Origin of the sequence: Coleofasciculus sp. A1-SPW-01, from assembly GCF_040217205.1 — a bacterium.
Taxonomy (GTDB): Bacteria; Cyanobacteriota; Cyanobacteriia; order Cyanobacteriales; family Coleofasciculaceae; genus Coleofasciculus; species Coleofasciculus chthonoplastes_A.
The window spans coordinates 1-17,010 of the sequence record NZ_JAVJNP010000231.1 but is presented as its reverse complement, the minus strand read 5'-3'; the positions used below and the strand labels follow the sequence as shown (position 1 = coordinate 17,010).

Genomic DNA, 17,010 nt, shown 5'->3' with positions numbered 1-17,010 from the left:
TCAAACAATCTTAATCAATACAGCAGTAGGTAGGGGGCATTGCCCACCTACTACATTTGCTGTTTCGTCTGAGAGATTAAGCGCTGAAATATTTGGCTACGGGATGATAGGTAACGATCGCGGTGGTGGATTGTTCGGGATACAGTTGTTCACTTTCATCCATGTACAGGTTGATGCGATCGCACTTCAACAACTCCAGTTGCTTGTACTGATCCTGGATATTTGGACAAGCGGGATAGCCGAAGCTATAGCGCGAACCTTGATACCGTTGCGCTAAGACATCCCGAATCGTGTCCGGTTCCTCCCCACCAAAGCCTAACTCCCGGCGAATTCGGGCGTGTGTCCATTCGGCTAAGGCTTCTGCCATTTGGACGGCTAACCCGTGATAGTAGAGATAATCGGTATACTGATCCGATTCAAATAATTGTTTGGCGTATTCAGTCGCCACTTCCCCTACCGTTACCGCCTGCATCGGGAAAACATCGATTATTCCGGAGTCTTTCGGTGCAAAGAAATCGGCAATACAGAACCGTCGTCCCGATTTTTGGCGCGGGAATTTAAATGTGGCAATCGGTTCCCATTTCTCTGGATTCTTCTCACCCTCTTGATTCATCAGATCCGGATCAAACAGATGCAGCGAGTTTCCTTCCGATTGACAAGGAAAATACCCATAAATGATTTGCGGATGCAACAAGTTCTCCGCTACAACCCGCTGTTTCCAGTCGTCAAGAATCGGATACACCGTCTCTTCCAGAAACTGATTATACTCCTCACGGGATTGGTCTTTCGGTTTGCGGAACTGCCATTGTCCAGCAATTAGCGCCTGCAAATCTAGATACCACAATGCCTCATCGATGGGAATATCTTCGGGTTGCAATATCCGAGTTCCCCAGAATGGCGGAGTTGGGCGATTAATCTCTAAGGTAATATGTTCAGAACGGCGGGTATTTTCTACCTCTGGAACCGATTGTTTCGCCGATGACTTCTTGGTTTTCTTCTGTTTATCGGATTTGCCGTTTTCTGATGGTTCATCGGTTCCGTCTGGAATTTCATCCGTTGTAACTTCATCTAAGAAGCCTTTTAAATCATCCCACTCTTCGGCAGCTTTAGCGGGCATGAGTTTATCCATGAAGTGTAAGTCGGAAAACGCATCTTTGCCATACACGACTTTCCCTTGATAGGTATTCTGACAATCCTGATAGACGAACTTCGGTGTCAACGCTGCACCGCCTAAAATGACAGGAACCGTGATTCCCTTTTCGTTAAACGTCTCCAGGTTATCTTTCATAAATGCCGTGGATTTCACCAAGAGTCCACTCATGGCAATACAATCGGCATTATGTTCTTTGTACGCCTCGATAATATTGTCTACGGGTTGCTTAATTCCCAGATTCACCACCTTATAGCCATTATTAGTGAGAATGATATCCACCAGGTTTTTACCAATATCGTGAACATCGCCTTTCACTGTAGCAATCACCATGATTCCCTTGGCATTATTTTCCCCGTCTTCTTTTTCCATATACGGTTCTAAATACGCCACCGCTGCTTTCATGGTTTCGGCGGATTGCAAGACAAAGGGAAGTTGCATTTGTCCGGAACCGAAGAGTTCGCCGACGACTTTCATCCCATCTAAAAGGAAGGTGTTGATAATCTCTAACGGTTGATAGGTTTCTAATGCTTTCGCCAGACTATTATCCAAGCCAATCCGTTCCCCATCGATGATGTGGCGCTTGAGGCGTTCCTCAATTGGCAGATTTTCATCCACCGTGCGATCGCGCTTCGTGGTTTTGCCTTCAAATAGCTGAGTAATCTCCCCTAACGGATCATAGGTGCAGATATCGCCATCAAACTCCCGTTGATCATAAATCAGTTTCCGGCAAATCTCTTGATGTTCGGGTTCAATTTTGGCTACAGGTAAAATCTTACTGGCGCTAACAATCGCTGCATCTAACCCCACCGCCATGGCTTCATGGAGGAACATGGAGTTTAATACTACCCTGGCGGCGGGATTGAGTCCAAAGGAGATATTAGAAACACCGAGAATAATATGACATCCGGGTAATTCTTCCCGCATCCGGCGGATGGATTCAATTGTCGCTTTCCCGTTGCTTCTGTCTTCTTCAATTCCGGTGGAAATCGGTAACGCTAGGGGGTCAAAAAAGATTTCATGGGCGGGAATTCCATAATCTATCGCTTGGTGATACGCCCGTTGTGCGATCGCGAATTTTCGGTCAGCGGTTCGCGCCATTCCCTCTTCGTCAATTGTCCCCACAATTACACCCGCGCCATACATTTTGGCTAAGTCTAAGACTTTCAGGAACCGTTCCTCCCCATCTTCATAGTTGGTGGAATTGAGGATACATTTCCCCCCCGCAACTTTTAACCCCGCCTCCATCTTTTGCCATTCCGTGGAGTCCAGCACTAGGGGTAAGGTAACATTGGTGACTAAACGGGAAACCAATTCATGCATATCATGTTCGCCATCCCGTCCCACATAGTCCACATTCACATCCAGAACATGGGCACCTTCGCGTACCTGCGCCCTAGCTAAGGCGACTAATCCATCCCAGTCTTCATTATTTAATAAGGTGCGGCATTTTTTCGAGCCACTGGCATTTAAGCGTTCACCGACAATGAGGAACGAGTTATCTTGTTCGTAGGGTTGGGTGGAATAAATCGACGCGGCGGCGGGTTCGTATTCTGGGTGACGTTCTTTTGGCGTCAGGGTTTGGGCAATTTCGGCTAATTGTTGAATATGTTCCGGGCGAGTACCGCAACAGCCGCCAATTACCTGAACGCCTAAGTCTTCAATAAAATGCATTAACGCCATCCGTAGTTCCATCGGCGTTAATTTATAATGGGCTTGTCCCCCGACATTTTCCGGTAATCCTGCATTGGGGATACACGACACCACAAAGGGTGAATGCTGGGACAGATATTTGATATGATCCTTCATGCGATCGGGTCCCGTGGCGCAGTTAAGACCGAGAATATCAATGGGATAGCGTTCCAAAATTGCCAGGGCTGCACCAATTTCGGTTCCCACCAGCATGGTTCCCTGAACTTCCACCGTTACCGATACCATAATCGGGCGGCGTTCCCCTTTCTTCCGAAACACCTCTTCCACCCCATTCAGTGCGGCTTTAATTTGCAGCACATCCTGACAGGTTTCGATAATCATTAAATCGACACCGCCATCGTAGAGTCCTTCGGCTTGTTCAGCAAAGGTGGCTTGCATTGTGTCAAAATCAATATGCCCCAATGTGGGGAGTTTCGTTGTCGGTCCGATGGAACCGGCTACAAATCGGGGTTTTTCGGGTGTGGAGAATTCGGCTGCAACCTTTTTAGCGAGTTCGGCTGCGGCTTTATTCAGGGAATAGGCTTGATCCGCTAAATCATATTCTGCCAGAACAATCGACGCCCCACCAAAGGTATCCGTCTCTATCACATCCGCCCCGGCTTCCAGGAAACGGCGATGTACTGTCGCCACGGCTTCCGGTTTGGTGTGAACCAGATACTCATTACATCCTTCATATTTCGCCCCACCAAAGTCGGCGGCGGTAAGGTTTTGGGTTTGCAGGTTGGTACCCATGGCACCATCAAAGACAATAACCGGGCGTTGGGGACTATGAAGGCGAGTTAGGAAGGCACTGTTCATAACTGTCTTGGCAATCTGGATATAGATATTAGTGTAGGTGCAATGTATGACTATGCACAACCTGGGGTGAGGGGGTGAGGGGTGATTGGCAGGTTAGAATTTCGACAGTTATCCCACCGTTTTCTTTCATCTATGCAATGTTTGTTTATTCTAGACCATTAACCCATGCCTCTGGAGCGATCGCGATCGTTCTGAATCTTACCCTGATCCTGGGCGCGTGTAGTGCTTCAACCTCCGAACCGGAAGCCACTCGAATCCCTGAGTCCACGGGAAATGCAACGATCTCCGATGCGACCCAAACTGATGCAATACTCTCCACCCCCCAATTTGCCACCCCCAGTGGTAAGATTCAGTGTTTGGCAATGGATGAACACTTACGGTGTGAACTGACTACAGGTAAGCCTATCCAGCCTCTACCCCCGCAACCTGACGATTGTCCCCTCGATTGGGGAAACGGCTTAGTGTTAAATGCTGCGGATGAGGTAGAAATCCTTTGTGCTGGAGACACGATTCAGTTACCGCCGGAGGAGATCTCGACCTTACCCTACGGTCAAACTTGGGCGTATGGTGGGTTTCACTGCACCGTAGAACCGATCGGTCTAACCTGTTTTAATCAGCGTCAGCAAGGCTTTTTCTTAAGTACGCAAAAATGGAAAGCGATCGCCAATACCAATAGGTGAGTAAACACGTAAAGAGTTCAAAAGTTTGCCATTAAAGTTCAATCTGTTGAGTTAAAGTATTTCAAAAAAATCAGAAATACGTCGGTATTGAATTTTACAAATGCGGCAATCATTTTACCCTTTTTCAGCTACATTTTTGGTTTGATGACGGCTAAATCAGAGGAAGACAAAAGGACAAAAGATAAGTCGCTCTTGTAGGGTGAGGAGAGCGAAGCGTAACCGATGCAAATTGACTTGGTGAATTTTTATTCTCATCCTAACTCGTTATTGGTGGGTTACGGCGGACATCAAATTAAAGGGTAACCATTGAAATGGCATAACCGCCTAACCCACCCTACTAGCGTGGTACACCTTATTTGGTCGATTAGCCTTGGTTCGTAGTGAGGGCTTCAGCCCTCTCCAGATAGGCGTTAGAGAACTAAAGTTCTCACGACAAATAAAGTCCTATTTTTAGTTGGGTCACGCCACTACCTGTTTGAGAAAGAGGGCGGATGAGGAAGACAAAAGGACGAAAGATAAGGCAGAATGAACAGATAAGGTAAATTCTCCTCTCTCAAATCATCCAACATTAAACTATGTGGGCAGACGGTCAACTCTTACACAATGGACTACATCGCATCAAGTCAACCTTGGGACGAGGTGCGTTCGACTGGACTAATATCCCAATCGTTAAATTTGAGTGTTTCAGAACATGAAGTTACCCAATGGATACAGAGCCAAACTGGGAGATAAACTGGAGAGGTATTCACTGAATATGCAGCATCCGAAGGGTAAAGACAAAGCTAACCTATTTAGAAATAGATTAGGGATTACGCTAGAAAACAAAGAGTTATTAGAAACGGCTCTATTAGAATCTGCTGTCAATAATGAGGCAACCCTTCACAAAACGGATGAGTATGGAACCCAGTATGACGTAAAATTTTTGATGACGACGGACGTGGGAAGCTCTTTGGTACTTGGATGTTGGATCATTCGCACAGGTGAAGAGTTTCCAAGACTAACAAATACCTATCCTGTAGATCAGTGAGGATACAACCATGAATTTTAAAGAATATGATGTTGTGGCATTAACCGAAGAAATTCAGGCACTCCATAAAGAAACTCAACAGCCAATCCGACTAATACCTGGGCAAGTCGGCACTATTCTGATGGATTTTGAGGGTCGAGCCTATCTTGTTGATTTTGCTGATGCTCACGGCAAAACCTATGCTATGGAAACCATCCCCAGTGAAAGGTTGATGCTCCTTGTCTATGAACCCCTTCTAGCTGTTGCCTAACATTGAAATGAACCTAATTAGGTGGACACAATTAAAGTTAACGGTTGAGATTAGGGAACTGGGAACTGGGAACTGGGAACGGTAAGGCTTTGAGGGCTATTTACAAAAATTAATACAGTGCCGTTTTCTTTTGTCTGACTACTTAATACCTGGTTAATATTTACTCAAGCTTGGTTGTTGGTGGGTTACGGCGGATATTAAATTAAAGGGTAACAATTGAGATGGTATAACCGCCTAACCCACCCTACTTACTGGTGATTGTTTTTGAGGAGTTTAGGTTGGGTTTGTTAGCGTTCGTGTGGCGTTTCCAACGGTAGCGTAATGTATTCTATCGTCAAACGTTAGACATCGGCAAGTTATTACACCGATGCAAACTCAGCAAATACTTGCTCAATCACCTTTTGCGCCTTAGTATCCAGAGAATGCCAATCTACTTCACCGTCTTCATCAATTAGGCTGGTATCAATGTCAACCTCTTGGCTTTCTATTTCCGCATGAACTGGGGCGTACTCGCGAAAACAGACTTGAAAGCATAACTCCCACAAGTTAATACAGACAGAATGATCGGGTTTTTCTAAACATACCTCATGACCCGGTATCGGCGTCTGTACATCCTTATACGTGGCTTTCCAGGTGGTTTTCTCAAGCTGTTGGCGAATATGATCAACGATACGGATTAACGCGGGTTGCATTAATAGTCCCGCTTGTTCCCACGCCTGAGTTGTTTTAAATTTGGGTTTCATTCTAAATGTCGAGAGGGAGGAATTCAGCAAGCAACAATGTTAAGACTACTGAGTGGATTTGGATTCGTGACGGGAGCAACTTACCCGTTGCGCGTGTTGGCAGTTTTCCGGCGCACACCCCGTCTGTGGGGATATATGATTACTCCGATTCTGGTGAATGTGTTCATCGGTATTGCTTTGTATGCCGGATTACTGCTGTTGGGTTGGCAACAGGTTGACCGGATTACGCTTAGTTTATCGCAATGGTTGAATAATGCGATCGCGAGTCTTCCCCCTTGGCTGAGTTTCCTAGGCGTCTTGGCGACGGGGATTAATTGGGTGCTGGATGTCGTCTTGGTGATTGGCTTACTGCTGATTACGGGATTTTTGCTCGTCCAATTTGGCGTCTTACTGGGTGCGCCGTGGTATGGTCAACTCTCGGAACAGTTAGAAGAAATCCGCACGGGTCAAATTCATACGGTAGAGGTGGGATTTATCCAGGATATTTGGCGGGCGATTTTATTTGAGTTGAAGAAGCTGGTACTAGGAATCGGCGTGGGCATTTTCTTATTAATGCTAAATATTCTACCCGGAATTGGCACTTTAGCCGCCGCAATTGGTGGGATTATCCTCACCGCAACAGTAACTTGTCTGGACTTTATCGACGCGCCCTTAGAACGTCGCCGTTTACGATTTCGCTATAAGTTAGGAATTGTGTTTAAAAGTTTACCTGCCAGTGCGGGGTTTAGTTTAGTCTGTATGGTGTTGATTACGGTGCCATTAGTGAATCTTTTTACCATTCCTCTATGTGTCGCCTCTGGGACATTGTTTTTTTGCGATCGCGTGTTACCTAAGTTACCGCAATCTTTGAGGTTCGAGCATTAGTCTAAATCTCAATTATGACTGGGCTGCGTTTACGATATCTAGTTATAATGAGGCATCATGTCTGCTTAGGGTCTAAGTTCTTTCATCCTATTTGCCAACTGAGAATCCAGAGTTAGAAGTTCTAGATTTTCCTCCAGAGCCATGGCTGCGATGATAGCATCTGGTAATTTCAGAGTATACTGGCGACGGATAGTAATGGTGGTATTTTCAATTGCTGGAGTCATGGGTAGGTATTGCATGGCGTTGAGTAGATTTTTAATCTCAGCGATTTCAAACTCGGTGATGCGGGAATAACTCAAGAGTTCAATACGGGTGATAAAGCTGTAAGCACATTCACTCACCTTAATAGAATGTTTCGTAAGGTAGTTAACGACTTGCTCATTTCCTTTGAGCAAGCCAATTACAAAATTGGTGTCAAGTAAAAATTTACTCCCACTCACGGCGTAGTACCTCCTGAATTTCGACGGGATCTTCGTTGAAATTGGGGGAGTCTCTCAAAATGCCCAAGTAGTTAGAAAGCAATAGTGATGTATGGTATGGGCGCGACTGAACTTTTAGGCGCAAAAACTCAGCAAAAGCCAACACCATATTGGCTTGGTCTTCGGGCAAAGCTTTGACAAGTTGGTAAACAGCTTCCGCAGTGGTCATTGGCAGGTGAGTTGTGTCGGGTGTTGCTTAAATCAGGTTATGACTTCAGTGTAACGAAAAATCAGTCGTTTCTAGTCTTTAATTTCGATTCAGTGACTCGAATTCACATCCCTATAGTTTTTTGCGATCGCGTGTTACCCAAGTTACCTCAGTCTCTGGCAACGCCCTAGTCGGATTAAACTATAAATTTAAACGGAGCCGACTTTTGCTATAAGTCAATTACTGCTCAACAAATGGGCTTTGTCAACCTTGAATTTATCCTTTATATAGCCGAGTATTTCCAATTCCCGACCTGCAATTTCATGAAACTGCTTTACTTCCGATTCCGTTAACTCTTTTTTCCAGCGCCCTTGACTCAACTGATCAATGGATTTGGATAGTTTGCGAAACTCTTGGCGAGTATCTTGAGTGATTGTGTTCTGGGAATAGTATTGAGGCTCGATCTGTCTAGCATCATACTCTTCCCCAATAAAATTCATGATTTGCCTAACTACCTGTTCCGGGTTATTGGTTAAGTCTTCATACTTAACGTCAAATATATTGTCATTCTCTCCCTGGTTTAGTCTCGCGTTTACACATTTTTTCCAGTAGGACGCATAGCGGACAATACTTTTTCCTTGGGGAACATTTTGGTGATGACGTGCTGAACAATAGCCGTCTCGACCATCACGGAACATATTGATAAACTTGGCGTTGGGAAAGTGCTTTAATAAAAACTTTAGCCTCAAAACATGCTGGGGAGTTTTTTCAATAAAACGCTGACCTCCTGTTTGTTGAGTGATCTGTTGAGTGAATTTATCGTAAAATTGCACAATATCTGGGGACTGCTCAATTAAATATGCTATGTCTGTAGGGGTAAATCCTTCATAAGTAAATCCATAAATATCTCGGTACATAAACAAGCCAGTTTCATACCCAAAACTACTCAAATTAGGATGAGCGCCTAAGATTAATTTCATCAGGGTTGTGCCACTGCGAGGCGCACCAAACACGAAAATATGGGGTTCGTGAGAAATTGTCTTCGGTAGGCGCATAAAAATATTTTTAGGAATGGCTTGGGGATGTTTTAAAAAAGAGCGAATGGCTGTAATAAGAGGCATGGAGTTAACCTTTGAGTATTTTTATTTGACCTGATAATAATAAAATATTACTCGATGATAATTAAGATTTAACCTAGACTCAAAAAAAATTAATAATTCCTGGATTTGAATAGCATCTTAATATTTTGTATTAATATAGAAGGATGACAATTATTTAATAATCAGGTATGGAGTACAAACAACTGGGGGAAAGCGACCTACGGGTTTCAGAAATCTGCTTGGGAACCATGACCTATGGTCAGCAGAACACGATAGACGATGCGAGAGAGCAACTGGACTACGCGATTTCCCAAGGAGTGAATTTTATTGACACCGCAGAAATGTATCCTGTACCGGGACGGGCGGAAACTCAGGGGAAGACGGAAGAGTATATTGGCGAGTGGTTAGTTAAGCAACAGCGCGATCAGCTCATTGTGGCGACTAAAATTGCGGGTCCCACGTCTCGGATGAGTTGGATTCGGGGCGAAAACCACCGGATTGACCGTCCGAATATCGAGCAGGCACTAGAAGACAGTCTTAAGCGCCTGCGTACTGACTATATTGACCTCTATCAAATCCATTGGCCCGATCGCTATGTTCCCTTATTTGGCGCACCTGATTATGATCCCAAGCATGAACGGGACACCGTACCCATTGCTGAACAACTGGAGGTATTCGCTGATTTCATCAAAGCTGGGAAAATTCGCTATTTGGGGTTGAGTAATGAAACCCCTTGGGGCGTATGTGAGTTTTCCCATGTTGCCAAGCATCTAGGATTACCCAAAGTGGTATCGATTCAAAATGCCTACAGCTTGGTTAACCGCATCTTTGATATTCACCTGGCGGAAGCCTGTCGATTTAATCAGGTTGGGTTACTCGCCTATAGTCCCTTAGCCTTTGGCTTGCTGACGGGTAAATATCTCAACGGTATCCCAGAAAAGTCACGGCTAGCCCTATTTCAAGGATTTGGGGGGCGGTATGAGAAATTCAATCTAACCGAAGCGGTGAAGGAGTATGTGAACATTGCCCATAAGCACAACCTGACACCCGCCCAGTTAGCTTTAGCATTTGTGCGATCGCGTTGGTTTGTCACCAGTACAATTATCGGTGCAACTACTATCGAACAACTTAAGGAAAATCTGAGTGCGGCTGAGGTGACATTAGATCAGGATATCTTGGCAGAAATTAATGCTATTCACGCCCGCTATCCAAATCCTACACCTTAAGGAGAATAGGACTGAAATTTTGGTTGGTGGGCATTGCCCACCCTACGGTATATCTACACCTTAAAAGGTAGAGACGCGCCACGGCGCGTCGGGGAGATGGGGGAATTTTCTGGTGCTTACCTGGCAATTCTGCCTAAAATCACTAGCAGATATGATAGTATTTGAACATTCTAAATTGTATAAGGGAGTAATGCATTGACAATTGTTCAAGTAACCCAGGAGAATCTTGGTTCCCAGGACGAGCGTGAAGATCGTCTGGAAATTAATTACCTTAATAATAATTTAAACCTGCCGACCAATAGTATAGATGGACAAGATATTATTAGCGGATTAACCCAAACGCCTAAATCTTTACCGCCGCGATACTTCTATGATGACCGGGGTTCGCAGTTATTTGAGAAAATCTGTGAGTTACCAGAATATTAACCCACTCGCACAGAAACCTGGATTCTCCGCCAGTATGCTGGTGAAATAGCCCAGAAGACGGGAGCGTGCGAACTTGTGGAACTCGGGAGTGGGAGTTCAACTAAAACTCGCCAGTTGCTTGATGCGTAGGAAGTACATTAGGAAATTTGACACCACAGGAATGCGATCGCTTTTTCTGCCAAATTCTTGAGGCTTTGGATGTGGGGGAGTATTTCTTACTGGGAGTCGATTTACAAAAGCCCAAACAGGTATTGGAAGCGGCTTACAATGATGCTCAGGGAGTAACCGCCCAATTCAATCTGAATATGTTGGATCATCTGAACTACCGCTTTGCGGCTAACTTCGACAATGTATGGCGGTATCGAGATAAAGCCAAAGCCGAAGTTACAGACTTTATCCACAATACACCACTAAATTTCCCCATTAACCAAAATCATCCCCTCTGGGCGCTGATCATGGGAATGGAACACAACCGGATTCATTTTGAAACCTCCTCCATGTTGATTCGACAACTGCCCATCGAAAGGCTAAAACGTCCGGACTCTTGGCAGTATGCCACATTTCATGGTAAGATTTGCGCCAATAAAATGATTCAGATTCCAGGTGGGGTCGTTAAACTGGGCAAACCCAAAGATGCTCCGACTTATGGCTGGGATAGCGAATATGGCAGTCGAAACGTGGAGGTGAAACCCTTTTTAGCCAGTCAGTATCTGATTACCAACGGAGAATTCCTCAAGTTTGTCGAAGAGGATGGCTACGACAATCGGGAATTTTGGGATGAAGAATCCTGGAGTTGGAAGAGTGACTATAACATCAAACATCCTAAGTTCTGGATACCGAGTAATGGAAGCTACAACTATCGAGCCATGTTTGATGAAATTGACTTACCCCTTGATTGGCCCGTAGAAGTTAATCACGATGAAGCCATGGCTTACTGTCGCTGGACGGGTAAGGGAGTTCGCTTAATGAGTGAAGCTGAGTGGACTATGGCGGCGGCTAACTGTGAGGACGATCAGGATTTCAATCTTCATATTAAGTTTAATTCCCCTACTTCAGTGGGTAGTGTAGAAACAGCTAAAAGTCCTTCTGGACTCTATGATATTCGAGGTAATGTTTGGGAGTGGCTGAGTGATGATTTCAAACCTCTACCAGGATTCAAACCCCATCCCCTTTATGAAGATTATTCGGCTCCCTTTTTTGATACTCAGCATAAAATAATGCGAGGCGGGTCTTGGGCAAGTACAGGAACCTACGCCTCGACTTCCTGTCGGAATTGGTTCCGCCGCAATTTTTATCAACATGCAGGGTTTCGGATTGCTCAAAACTTAGAAGAGGAAAAATAGATGAGATGAACAATTGTAAAGAATAAATCAACCGTTTCAGCCCATTATAAATTAAGTCAAACTATCAAAGATTAACCGGAGACTGTGATGACCTTAACATCCGACAAAGCGCCAACAATTGGACTGGTAGAAGTTCCCACCCTGGGACTGTACGATCCCAATGGCAAGAATTGGACTCCGATGTTCAAACGCAACCCTCTACTCAGCAAACAAGTTCTACTGGCTCACCTGCAAGCCGGGGGATTTGATGCTCAAATGGTGCATCTCAAAGATGGAGATTACGAAGAAGAATTTGGTCATGTGACTTGGAAGGGAGCGACACTAAGAAAGGTGTATTCGGGCAAAAGAATTTGGGATGTCGATCCAAAGGCTTACGAAGCCTGGGGTGTTACCGCTAACTTTATGCAGGAGCAGCAGATCGCCTGTATGGTAATTAAACACCTGGCAAAGGGAGGAAAGCCCATTGTTGTCGGGGGTTCTGATGCGATCGCGACACCTGAACCCTATTTCCAAGCTGGTGCAACAGTCATTGTGTTAGACAAATCTGGTGGTGCGAATTGGGCGATTTTCGATCATGTCCTGGGTAAACCACCTCGTGAGCCACTCAATGGGGTTCTCTTTGCCGATGGGACGAAATATGCGAAGCGAAATCCAGCCTTGAATCCCCAAGATTGGCCCTTACCCTCCTTAGAAGTTGCTAGGCAATGTTTCGGTACAGAGTATTCTGGAGAGCGTTTTCTCGAAGACTTACTGCCTATCGGCTCGATTTTCTCAGATATTGGTTGCGATCGCACCTGTGATTTTTGTCAGACACCCACCTACGGTACAGGTTATCGCCGGATGACACCCCAAAGGGCGCTGGAGTGGCTGGCAATCCAGAAAGAAGCGGGAGCCAAGTCAACGGTGATGGTTGCTGATCAATTCCTGGGGCGTATTCTTTTTCCTGGTGGACGAGACGAAATCCTGGAAATTACCCGAGGAGCCAGGGAGATCGGGATGCCCTTATTATGGCCCAATGGTTTGGAACTCAGGAAAGCAACCCTTGGTCGTGGACGCAACTACGATCATAGTGACCTAACTCCCGATGAAGAGTTAGTGGAAGCACTCTGGGGTTGGGATGGCAAAGTGGGTAGCTTTCTCGCCTATGTTCCGGCTGAACGCCCTGTTGTTGGCAAACAGCCTTATGCCAAAATTCTGCCTTGGCAACAGCATGCTAATATGCTGCGGTCTATTGTCAGAGCCGGTTTACCTGTGTTGATCTATGGTGTGATTGTGGGATTAGCCCAAGACTCTCACGAGGAATTGTCATATCTTGAGGACTCCATATTAGACCTTCGTCAAGATTTAAAATCGATTAATCCCGATCTGGAATTTCAGGTGGCTTCTTATTCTATCTCTCCCATACCAGGAACCCCCCAATGGAACTATTTAACCAAGTCTGGTTTGCTCCGCATTCAAGATCCTTCGGTTGTCGGAGAGTTTTGGACAGCGAGTTGTGATACTCATCACCTCAGCTACGAGGAAGTTTCCGATTGGCAAGTGCGTCTGGCTGAGATTGGCAAAGATGACTCCAAGTTACTCAACTATCATGGGGGACTCACTATGGTATCAAAAGGGAATCCTCAAGAAACGTTAGTACAATCTTAGACATCAAAGATAACGCGGTTTTGAACGTCAAGGAGTTACAGTTAATTCCTCACGAACCTTTTAAGGAGGAGGATTTACGTAATGCCATCGATCTGATCGCACCTATTCCTCCTTGTCCTTACTAATACTAAGTTGCAGTAAGCATGTAGAATCTAGTTCTACTTGAGAGGGAGAGGGGGGATAAGTTACCTGTTTGAATGCAACTTAGTATAAGACTAGCTAACCTGATATACCCAAACTCGATAATAGCCATCAGGTTTAGCTGTGGATAGAGGTGAAAACTTTTCACTAATTTCTACTAACGTCCACTTACCAGACTCTTCTAATGCCGTCAATTTTTGTTTGAAATCGCTGTTCTCATAAAAATCAAGACGCAAGGTAAAAATAATGTATCCTCCAGGCTTGGCAATCCGGAGTAGCTCGTCAAAAGAACAGCTTGGTGCATGTCCATAGGTAAACACACCAACGCTGACAATAGCATCAAAGGAGTCAGAGGGAAAGCCTAGGGGTTCACCCATAACTTTTTGGTAGAGCGCCGTGTAGACATTCTTTTTTTCCGCCTGCTCTAACATTTCGGCAGAAATATCTATCCCCTCTAGATTAGAGTAACCCTTCTGGTATAGAATCTTTCCAACCAAACCTGTACCAGCACCAGCGTCCAAAATCTTGGCATCTTTGGACACAAACTGAGATAATACTGCTAGGACTTTCTCAGGAGCGATGTAGCGACAATCATCGACCAGTTCTTGCTCGTAGTCTTTTGCCCATTTATTATAATAGTCAGTCAATTCTTGACAAGTTTGAGAACCATATATCTCTTTTTGTCTATTTTCTAAGTTCATTGTCAACAACTATAATTTTTTGCAAAATATAGCAAATCTCCTTTATCGTAATACAAAATCTGTCTTTTTACCCCCTAAGCTATAATCAAATTTGTTCTGCTTCTGCTTTCCTATCCCTTGTAGACACGGCAATGCCCACCCGTGTCAACTTAAGCTCAATCCCTTAACCCAATCAACTGAACGACTGAACATGAAAAGAGAAACCATAAAAGTACATCAATTAACCATTCATGACCATCATCTGGATATTATCTATAGTGCAGATGATTTTAAATTTGCAACTAAAGTTTTTTATCATGATCTGTCTTTCAACATATTGACCCGCAAATATTCTCAACCATTAATCGCTCGAATCGCCGCTTATATTGCCTTGTTTGAAGGAATGAAGCTGTGTTCACTATTTCCCAACTATTATGATATTAGTCTTATCGCTAAAAATTTAGACAAACCCGTTTTAGACTTATTTACCACGATATATCAAGGAGTCTTTGGTCAACATTGGTATGAAAACAATATAACCGACTACCCAGGTCCAGAAATTATCTATCCCGGACTTAGTTTAGCCAACAGTCAACCCATCCCTATATCGGGTAACAACTCTACCGTACTTACTGGCTGTGGTGGTGGAAAGGATAGTATTGTCGCTCTAAAATTACTACAAGAAGCCGATATTCCCTTTGCCTCAATGCAATACTCTCACACTGTTTATGGCAAAGCCGATATTCAACATCATTTAATATCGGGAGTTTTAGAACATGTCACCCCGATTAAAAAGCATAAAATTTCTATCTATGATGACTTTCTTGACTATCCCTTGCTTGAGCTATATTTCCCCGACACTTCAGGAATTACCGTTCCCGAAACTCCTGTGTCTATCTTTGAGGCTCTCCCGCTAATGCTGAATCACGGATATAACGACTTGGCATTAGCCCATGAAAAAAGTGCCAATACGGGTAACTTATTCTGGGATAAACTCGGCAAAGAAGTCAACCATCAATGGGGGAAAGGCTACGAAGCCGAGAAAGAGTTGAATCAATTTATTCAAGCCAATCTCTTATCTAACTTCACCTATTTTAGTATCTTACAGCCGATATATGACTTCCGCATCTTCAAGAATCTGACCAAATATCCGGAGGTGCTGCCCAAAATACATTCTTGCAATATCCAAAAGCCTTGGTGCAAAAAATGTCCTAAGTGTGCTTATGTGTGGCTAGGTTTAATGGCGGCATTCGAGCCAGCCTCTGTCGATGCCGTATTTGGCTCAAATCTATTTGATGATGATGATTTACTCCCCATTTTTCGAGAAATGGTTGGACTTGGCGAACATACACCTTTTGAATGTATTGGGGAAATCGATGAAAGTCGATTAGCGATGAAAAAGTGTTTAGAGAAAGGCTTGTCTGGCAAAGCCATAGAGATGTTCAAAACTGACGTTTTAGTCGATCATTCAATTAATTGGCAGCAGATTGAACAAAAGTATGACAATGTATATGACACAGAACATGCTATTCCCGATTGGATTTTTAGTAAAATTAGGGGACACCTTTAGAAGCGCTAAAGTTAGTGCCGTTCCCTTTGAATTCATGACAAATGACCAATGATCATCTATTGCATTTGTTGCAACTCGCGAGTCCCACTTTACCCGTTGGTGCCTATAGCTATTCAGAAGGATTAGAAATTCTGGTAGAAAAGGGGATAATTGATAACTCACAACGATTGAAAGCCTGGATTGACCAAGAATTGAGGTATGGAGCGATTCGTTTAGAAGCCGCTATGATGGTACGAGCGTATCAGAGTCTCCAGGCTGACGATTTAGAGGCGTTGCCGTATTGGAATGCTTGGGCGAGTGCGGCGAAGGAAACCTCAGAGTTGCGATCGCAAAGTTGGCAAATGGGCAATTCCCTGATCCGTTTACTCGTGGAGTTAGAACCGGAACTTCAGTCTGTGGCGGGGGTAGTGGGAACCCCCTGCAATTATGCGATCGCCTTTGGTATTGCAGCCGCGTACTGGCAAATTAACCTCATGGATGCTTTATTGGGCTATTTACACAGTTGGGCATCCAATCTAATTAATACAGGTGTCAAATTGATTCCTCTGGGTCAAACCGCCGGACAACAACTGCTGCTGGAGCTTGCCCCTCAGCTATCGGGTGCTAGCCAAAACATTTTAGCCCTAGAAGATGATGAACAGTTACACAGTTGCACTTGGGGATTAGCGCTCTCTAGCATGGCTCATGAAACTCAATATACGCGATTGTTTCGCAGTTGACCATAGTAGGGGCACGGCATTGCCCCTTGGTATCAACTTAAGCGCTAAAAGCAATATTGGCAAGCATTTCACCCTCATCCCCTAACCCCTTCTCCCATCAAGGGAGAAGGGGTATAAAGAAGCTTCTGGCATAACATCTCGAACCCCTCTCCCCGGCGTGGGAGAGCTCACAAGGGTAGGTTTTTTAAGATGGGGGTTTAGGCTAGACTTGGAAGACAGGTAGACCATCACTTCGACTTCGCTCAGCGACCGTAGACAAGGAAGAGTGAGAACGAAAAATAGGGCGTTTCGGCTTTTAGAAGTTAG

At 44.6% G+C, this 17,010-nt stretch carries 15 protein-coding genes and 1 pseudogene; 10 read left to right on the top strand and 6 right to left on the bottom strand.

The window, feature by feature from the left end:
• Positions 1-76: 76 nt before the first annotated feature.
• Positions 77-3,661, bottom strand: a complete 3,585-nt coding sequence (metH, locus tag RH949_RS32285; protein WP_446358966.1) for a methionine synthase — start codon at positions 3,659-3,661, stop codon at positions 77-79.
• Positions 3,662-3,798: 137 nt separating this feature from the next.
• Between metH and RH949_RS32280 the strand changes: the two genes are divergently transcribed.
• The 3 genes from RH949_RS32280 (at position 3,799) to RH949_RS32270 (ending at position 5,618) form a co-directional block, all read left to right on the top strand.
• Positions 3,799-4,341 (top strand): DUF6636 domain-containing protein, encoded by a 543-nt coding sequence (locus tag RH949_RS32280; RefSeq protein ID WP_006104440.1) that lies wholly within the window; start codon positions 3,799-3,801, stop codon positions 4,339-4,341.
• A gap of 691 nt (positions 4,342-5,032) precedes the next feature.
• A complete protein-coding gene (locus tag RH949_RS32275) occupies positions 5,033-5,368 on the top strand; it encodes a DUF6883 domain-containing protein (protein ID WP_044209966.1) in 336 nt (111 codons plus the stop codon).
• A gap of 10 nt (positions 5,369-5,378) precedes the next feature.
• Positions 5,379-5,618: a DUF4926 domain-containing protein gene (locus RH949_RS32270; protein ID WP_446358963.1), complete on the top strand. Its 240-nt coding sequence runs from the start codon at positions 5,379-5,381 to the stop codon at positions 5,616-5,618.
• 359 nt (positions 5,619-5,977) lie between these two features.
• On the opposite strand, the gene RH949_RS32265 is transcribed toward RH949_RS32270, so the two are convergent.
• Positions 5,978-6,361 (bottom strand): hypothetical protein, encoded by a 384-nt coding sequence (locus RH949_RS32265; RefSeq protein ID WP_006104366.1) that lies wholly within the window; start codon positions 6,359-6,361, stop codon positions 5,978-5,980.
• Positions 6,362-6,397: 36 nt separating this feature from the next.
• On the opposite strand from RH949_RS32265, the gene RH949_RS32260 reads away from it, so the two are divergent.
• The gene (locus RH949_RS32260) at positions 6,398-7,225 is read left to right on the top strand and encodes an EI24 domain-containing protein (protein WP_044209962.1); all 828 of its coding nucleotides are present in this window, start codon (positions 6,398-6,400) and stop codon (positions 7,223-7,225) included.
• Between the two features lie 65 nt (positions 7,226-7,290).
• On the opposite strand, the gene RH949_RS32255 is transcribed toward RH949_RS32260, so the two are convergent.
• The 3 genes from RH949_RS32255 to RH949_RS32245 all read right to left on the bottom strand — a co-directional run bounded on the left by RH949_RS32255 (position 7,291) and on the right by RH949_RS32245 (position 8,973).
• Positions 7,291-7,665: a type II toxin-antitoxin system VapC family toxin gene (locus RH949_RS32255; RefSeq protein WP_446358961.1), complete on the bottom strand. Its 375-nt coding sequence runs from the start codon at positions 7,663-7,665 to the stop codon at positions 7,291-7,293.
• On the bottom strand, positions 7,652-7,873 hold the full coding sequence (locus tag RH949_RS32250) for a DUF2281 domain-containing protein (RefSeq protein ID WP_044209961.1): 222 nt from the start codon (positions 7,871-7,873) through the stop codon (positions 7,652-7,654). Before RH949_RS32250 ends, RH949_RS32255 begins: the two co-directional genes overlap by 14 nt.
• A 215-nt stretch (positions 7,874-8,088) precedes the next feature.
• The gene (locus tag RH949_RS32245; protein ID WP_006104430.1) at positions 8,089-8,973 is read right to left on the bottom strand and encodes a sulfotransferase family protein; all 885 of its coding nucleotides are present in this window, start codon (positions 8,971-8,973) and stop codon (positions 8,089-8,091) included.
• Positions 8,974-9,140: 167 nt separating this feature from the next.
• Between RH949_RS32245 and RH949_RS32240 the strand changes: the two genes are divergently transcribed.
• The 4 genes and pseudogenes from RH949_RS32240 (at position 9,141) to RH949_RS32225 (ending at position 13,594) form a co-directional block, all read left to right on the top strand.
• A complete protein-coding gene (locus tag RH949_RS32240) occupies positions 9,141-10,178 on the top strand; it encodes an NADP(H)-dependent aldo-keto reductase (RefSeq protein WP_446358958.1) in 1,038 nt (345 codons plus the stop codon).
• Between the two features lie 195 nt (positions 10,179-10,373).
• Positions 10,374-10,733 (top strand): annotated as a pseudogene (locus tag RH949_RS32235) (L-histidine N(alpha)-methyltransferase).
• Positions 10,734-10,750: 17 nt separating this feature from the next.
• Positions 10,751-11,947, top strand: coding sequence for a 5-histidylcysteine sulfoxide synthase (gene ovoA, locus RH949_RS32230; RefSeq protein WP_446358956.1), 1,197 nt, complete (start codon positions 10,751-10,753; stop codon positions 11,945-11,947).
• A gap of 87 nt (positions 11,948-12,034) precedes the next feature.
• Positions 12,035-13,594: a hypothetical protein gene (locus RH949_RS32225; protein WP_006104522.1), complete on the top strand. Its 1,560-nt coding sequence runs from the start codon at positions 12,035-12,037 to the stop codon at positions 13,592-13,594.
• Positions 13,595-13,809: 215 nt separating this feature from the next.
• On the opposite strand, the gene RH949_RS32220 is transcribed toward RH949_RS32225, so the two are convergent.
• A complete protein-coding gene (locus RH949_RS32220; RefSeq protein ID WP_006104392.1) occupies positions 13,810-14,436 on the bottom strand; it encodes a class I SAM-dependent DNA methyltransferase in 627 nt (208 codons plus the stop codon).
• 190 nt (positions 14,437-14,626) lie between these two features.
• On the opposite strand from RH949_RS32220, the gene RH949_RS32215 reads away from it, so the two are divergent.
• Together RH949_RS32215 and RH949_RS32210 are read left to right on the top strand one after the other, a co-directional pair.
• Positions 14,627-15,985: a hypothetical protein gene (locus tag RH949_RS32215; protein ID WP_006104503.1), complete on the top strand. Its 1,359-nt coding sequence runs from the start codon at positions 14,627-14,629 to the stop codon at positions 15,983-15,985.
• A 41-nt stretch (positions 15,986-16,026) separates the two neighbouring features.
• Positions 16,027-16,704: an urease accessory protein UreF gene (locus RH949_RS32210; protein WP_446358953.1), complete on the top strand. Its 678-nt coding sequence runs from the start codon at positions 16,027-16,029 to the stop codon at positions 16,702-16,704.
• Positions 16,705-17,010 lie beyond the last annotated feature (306 nt).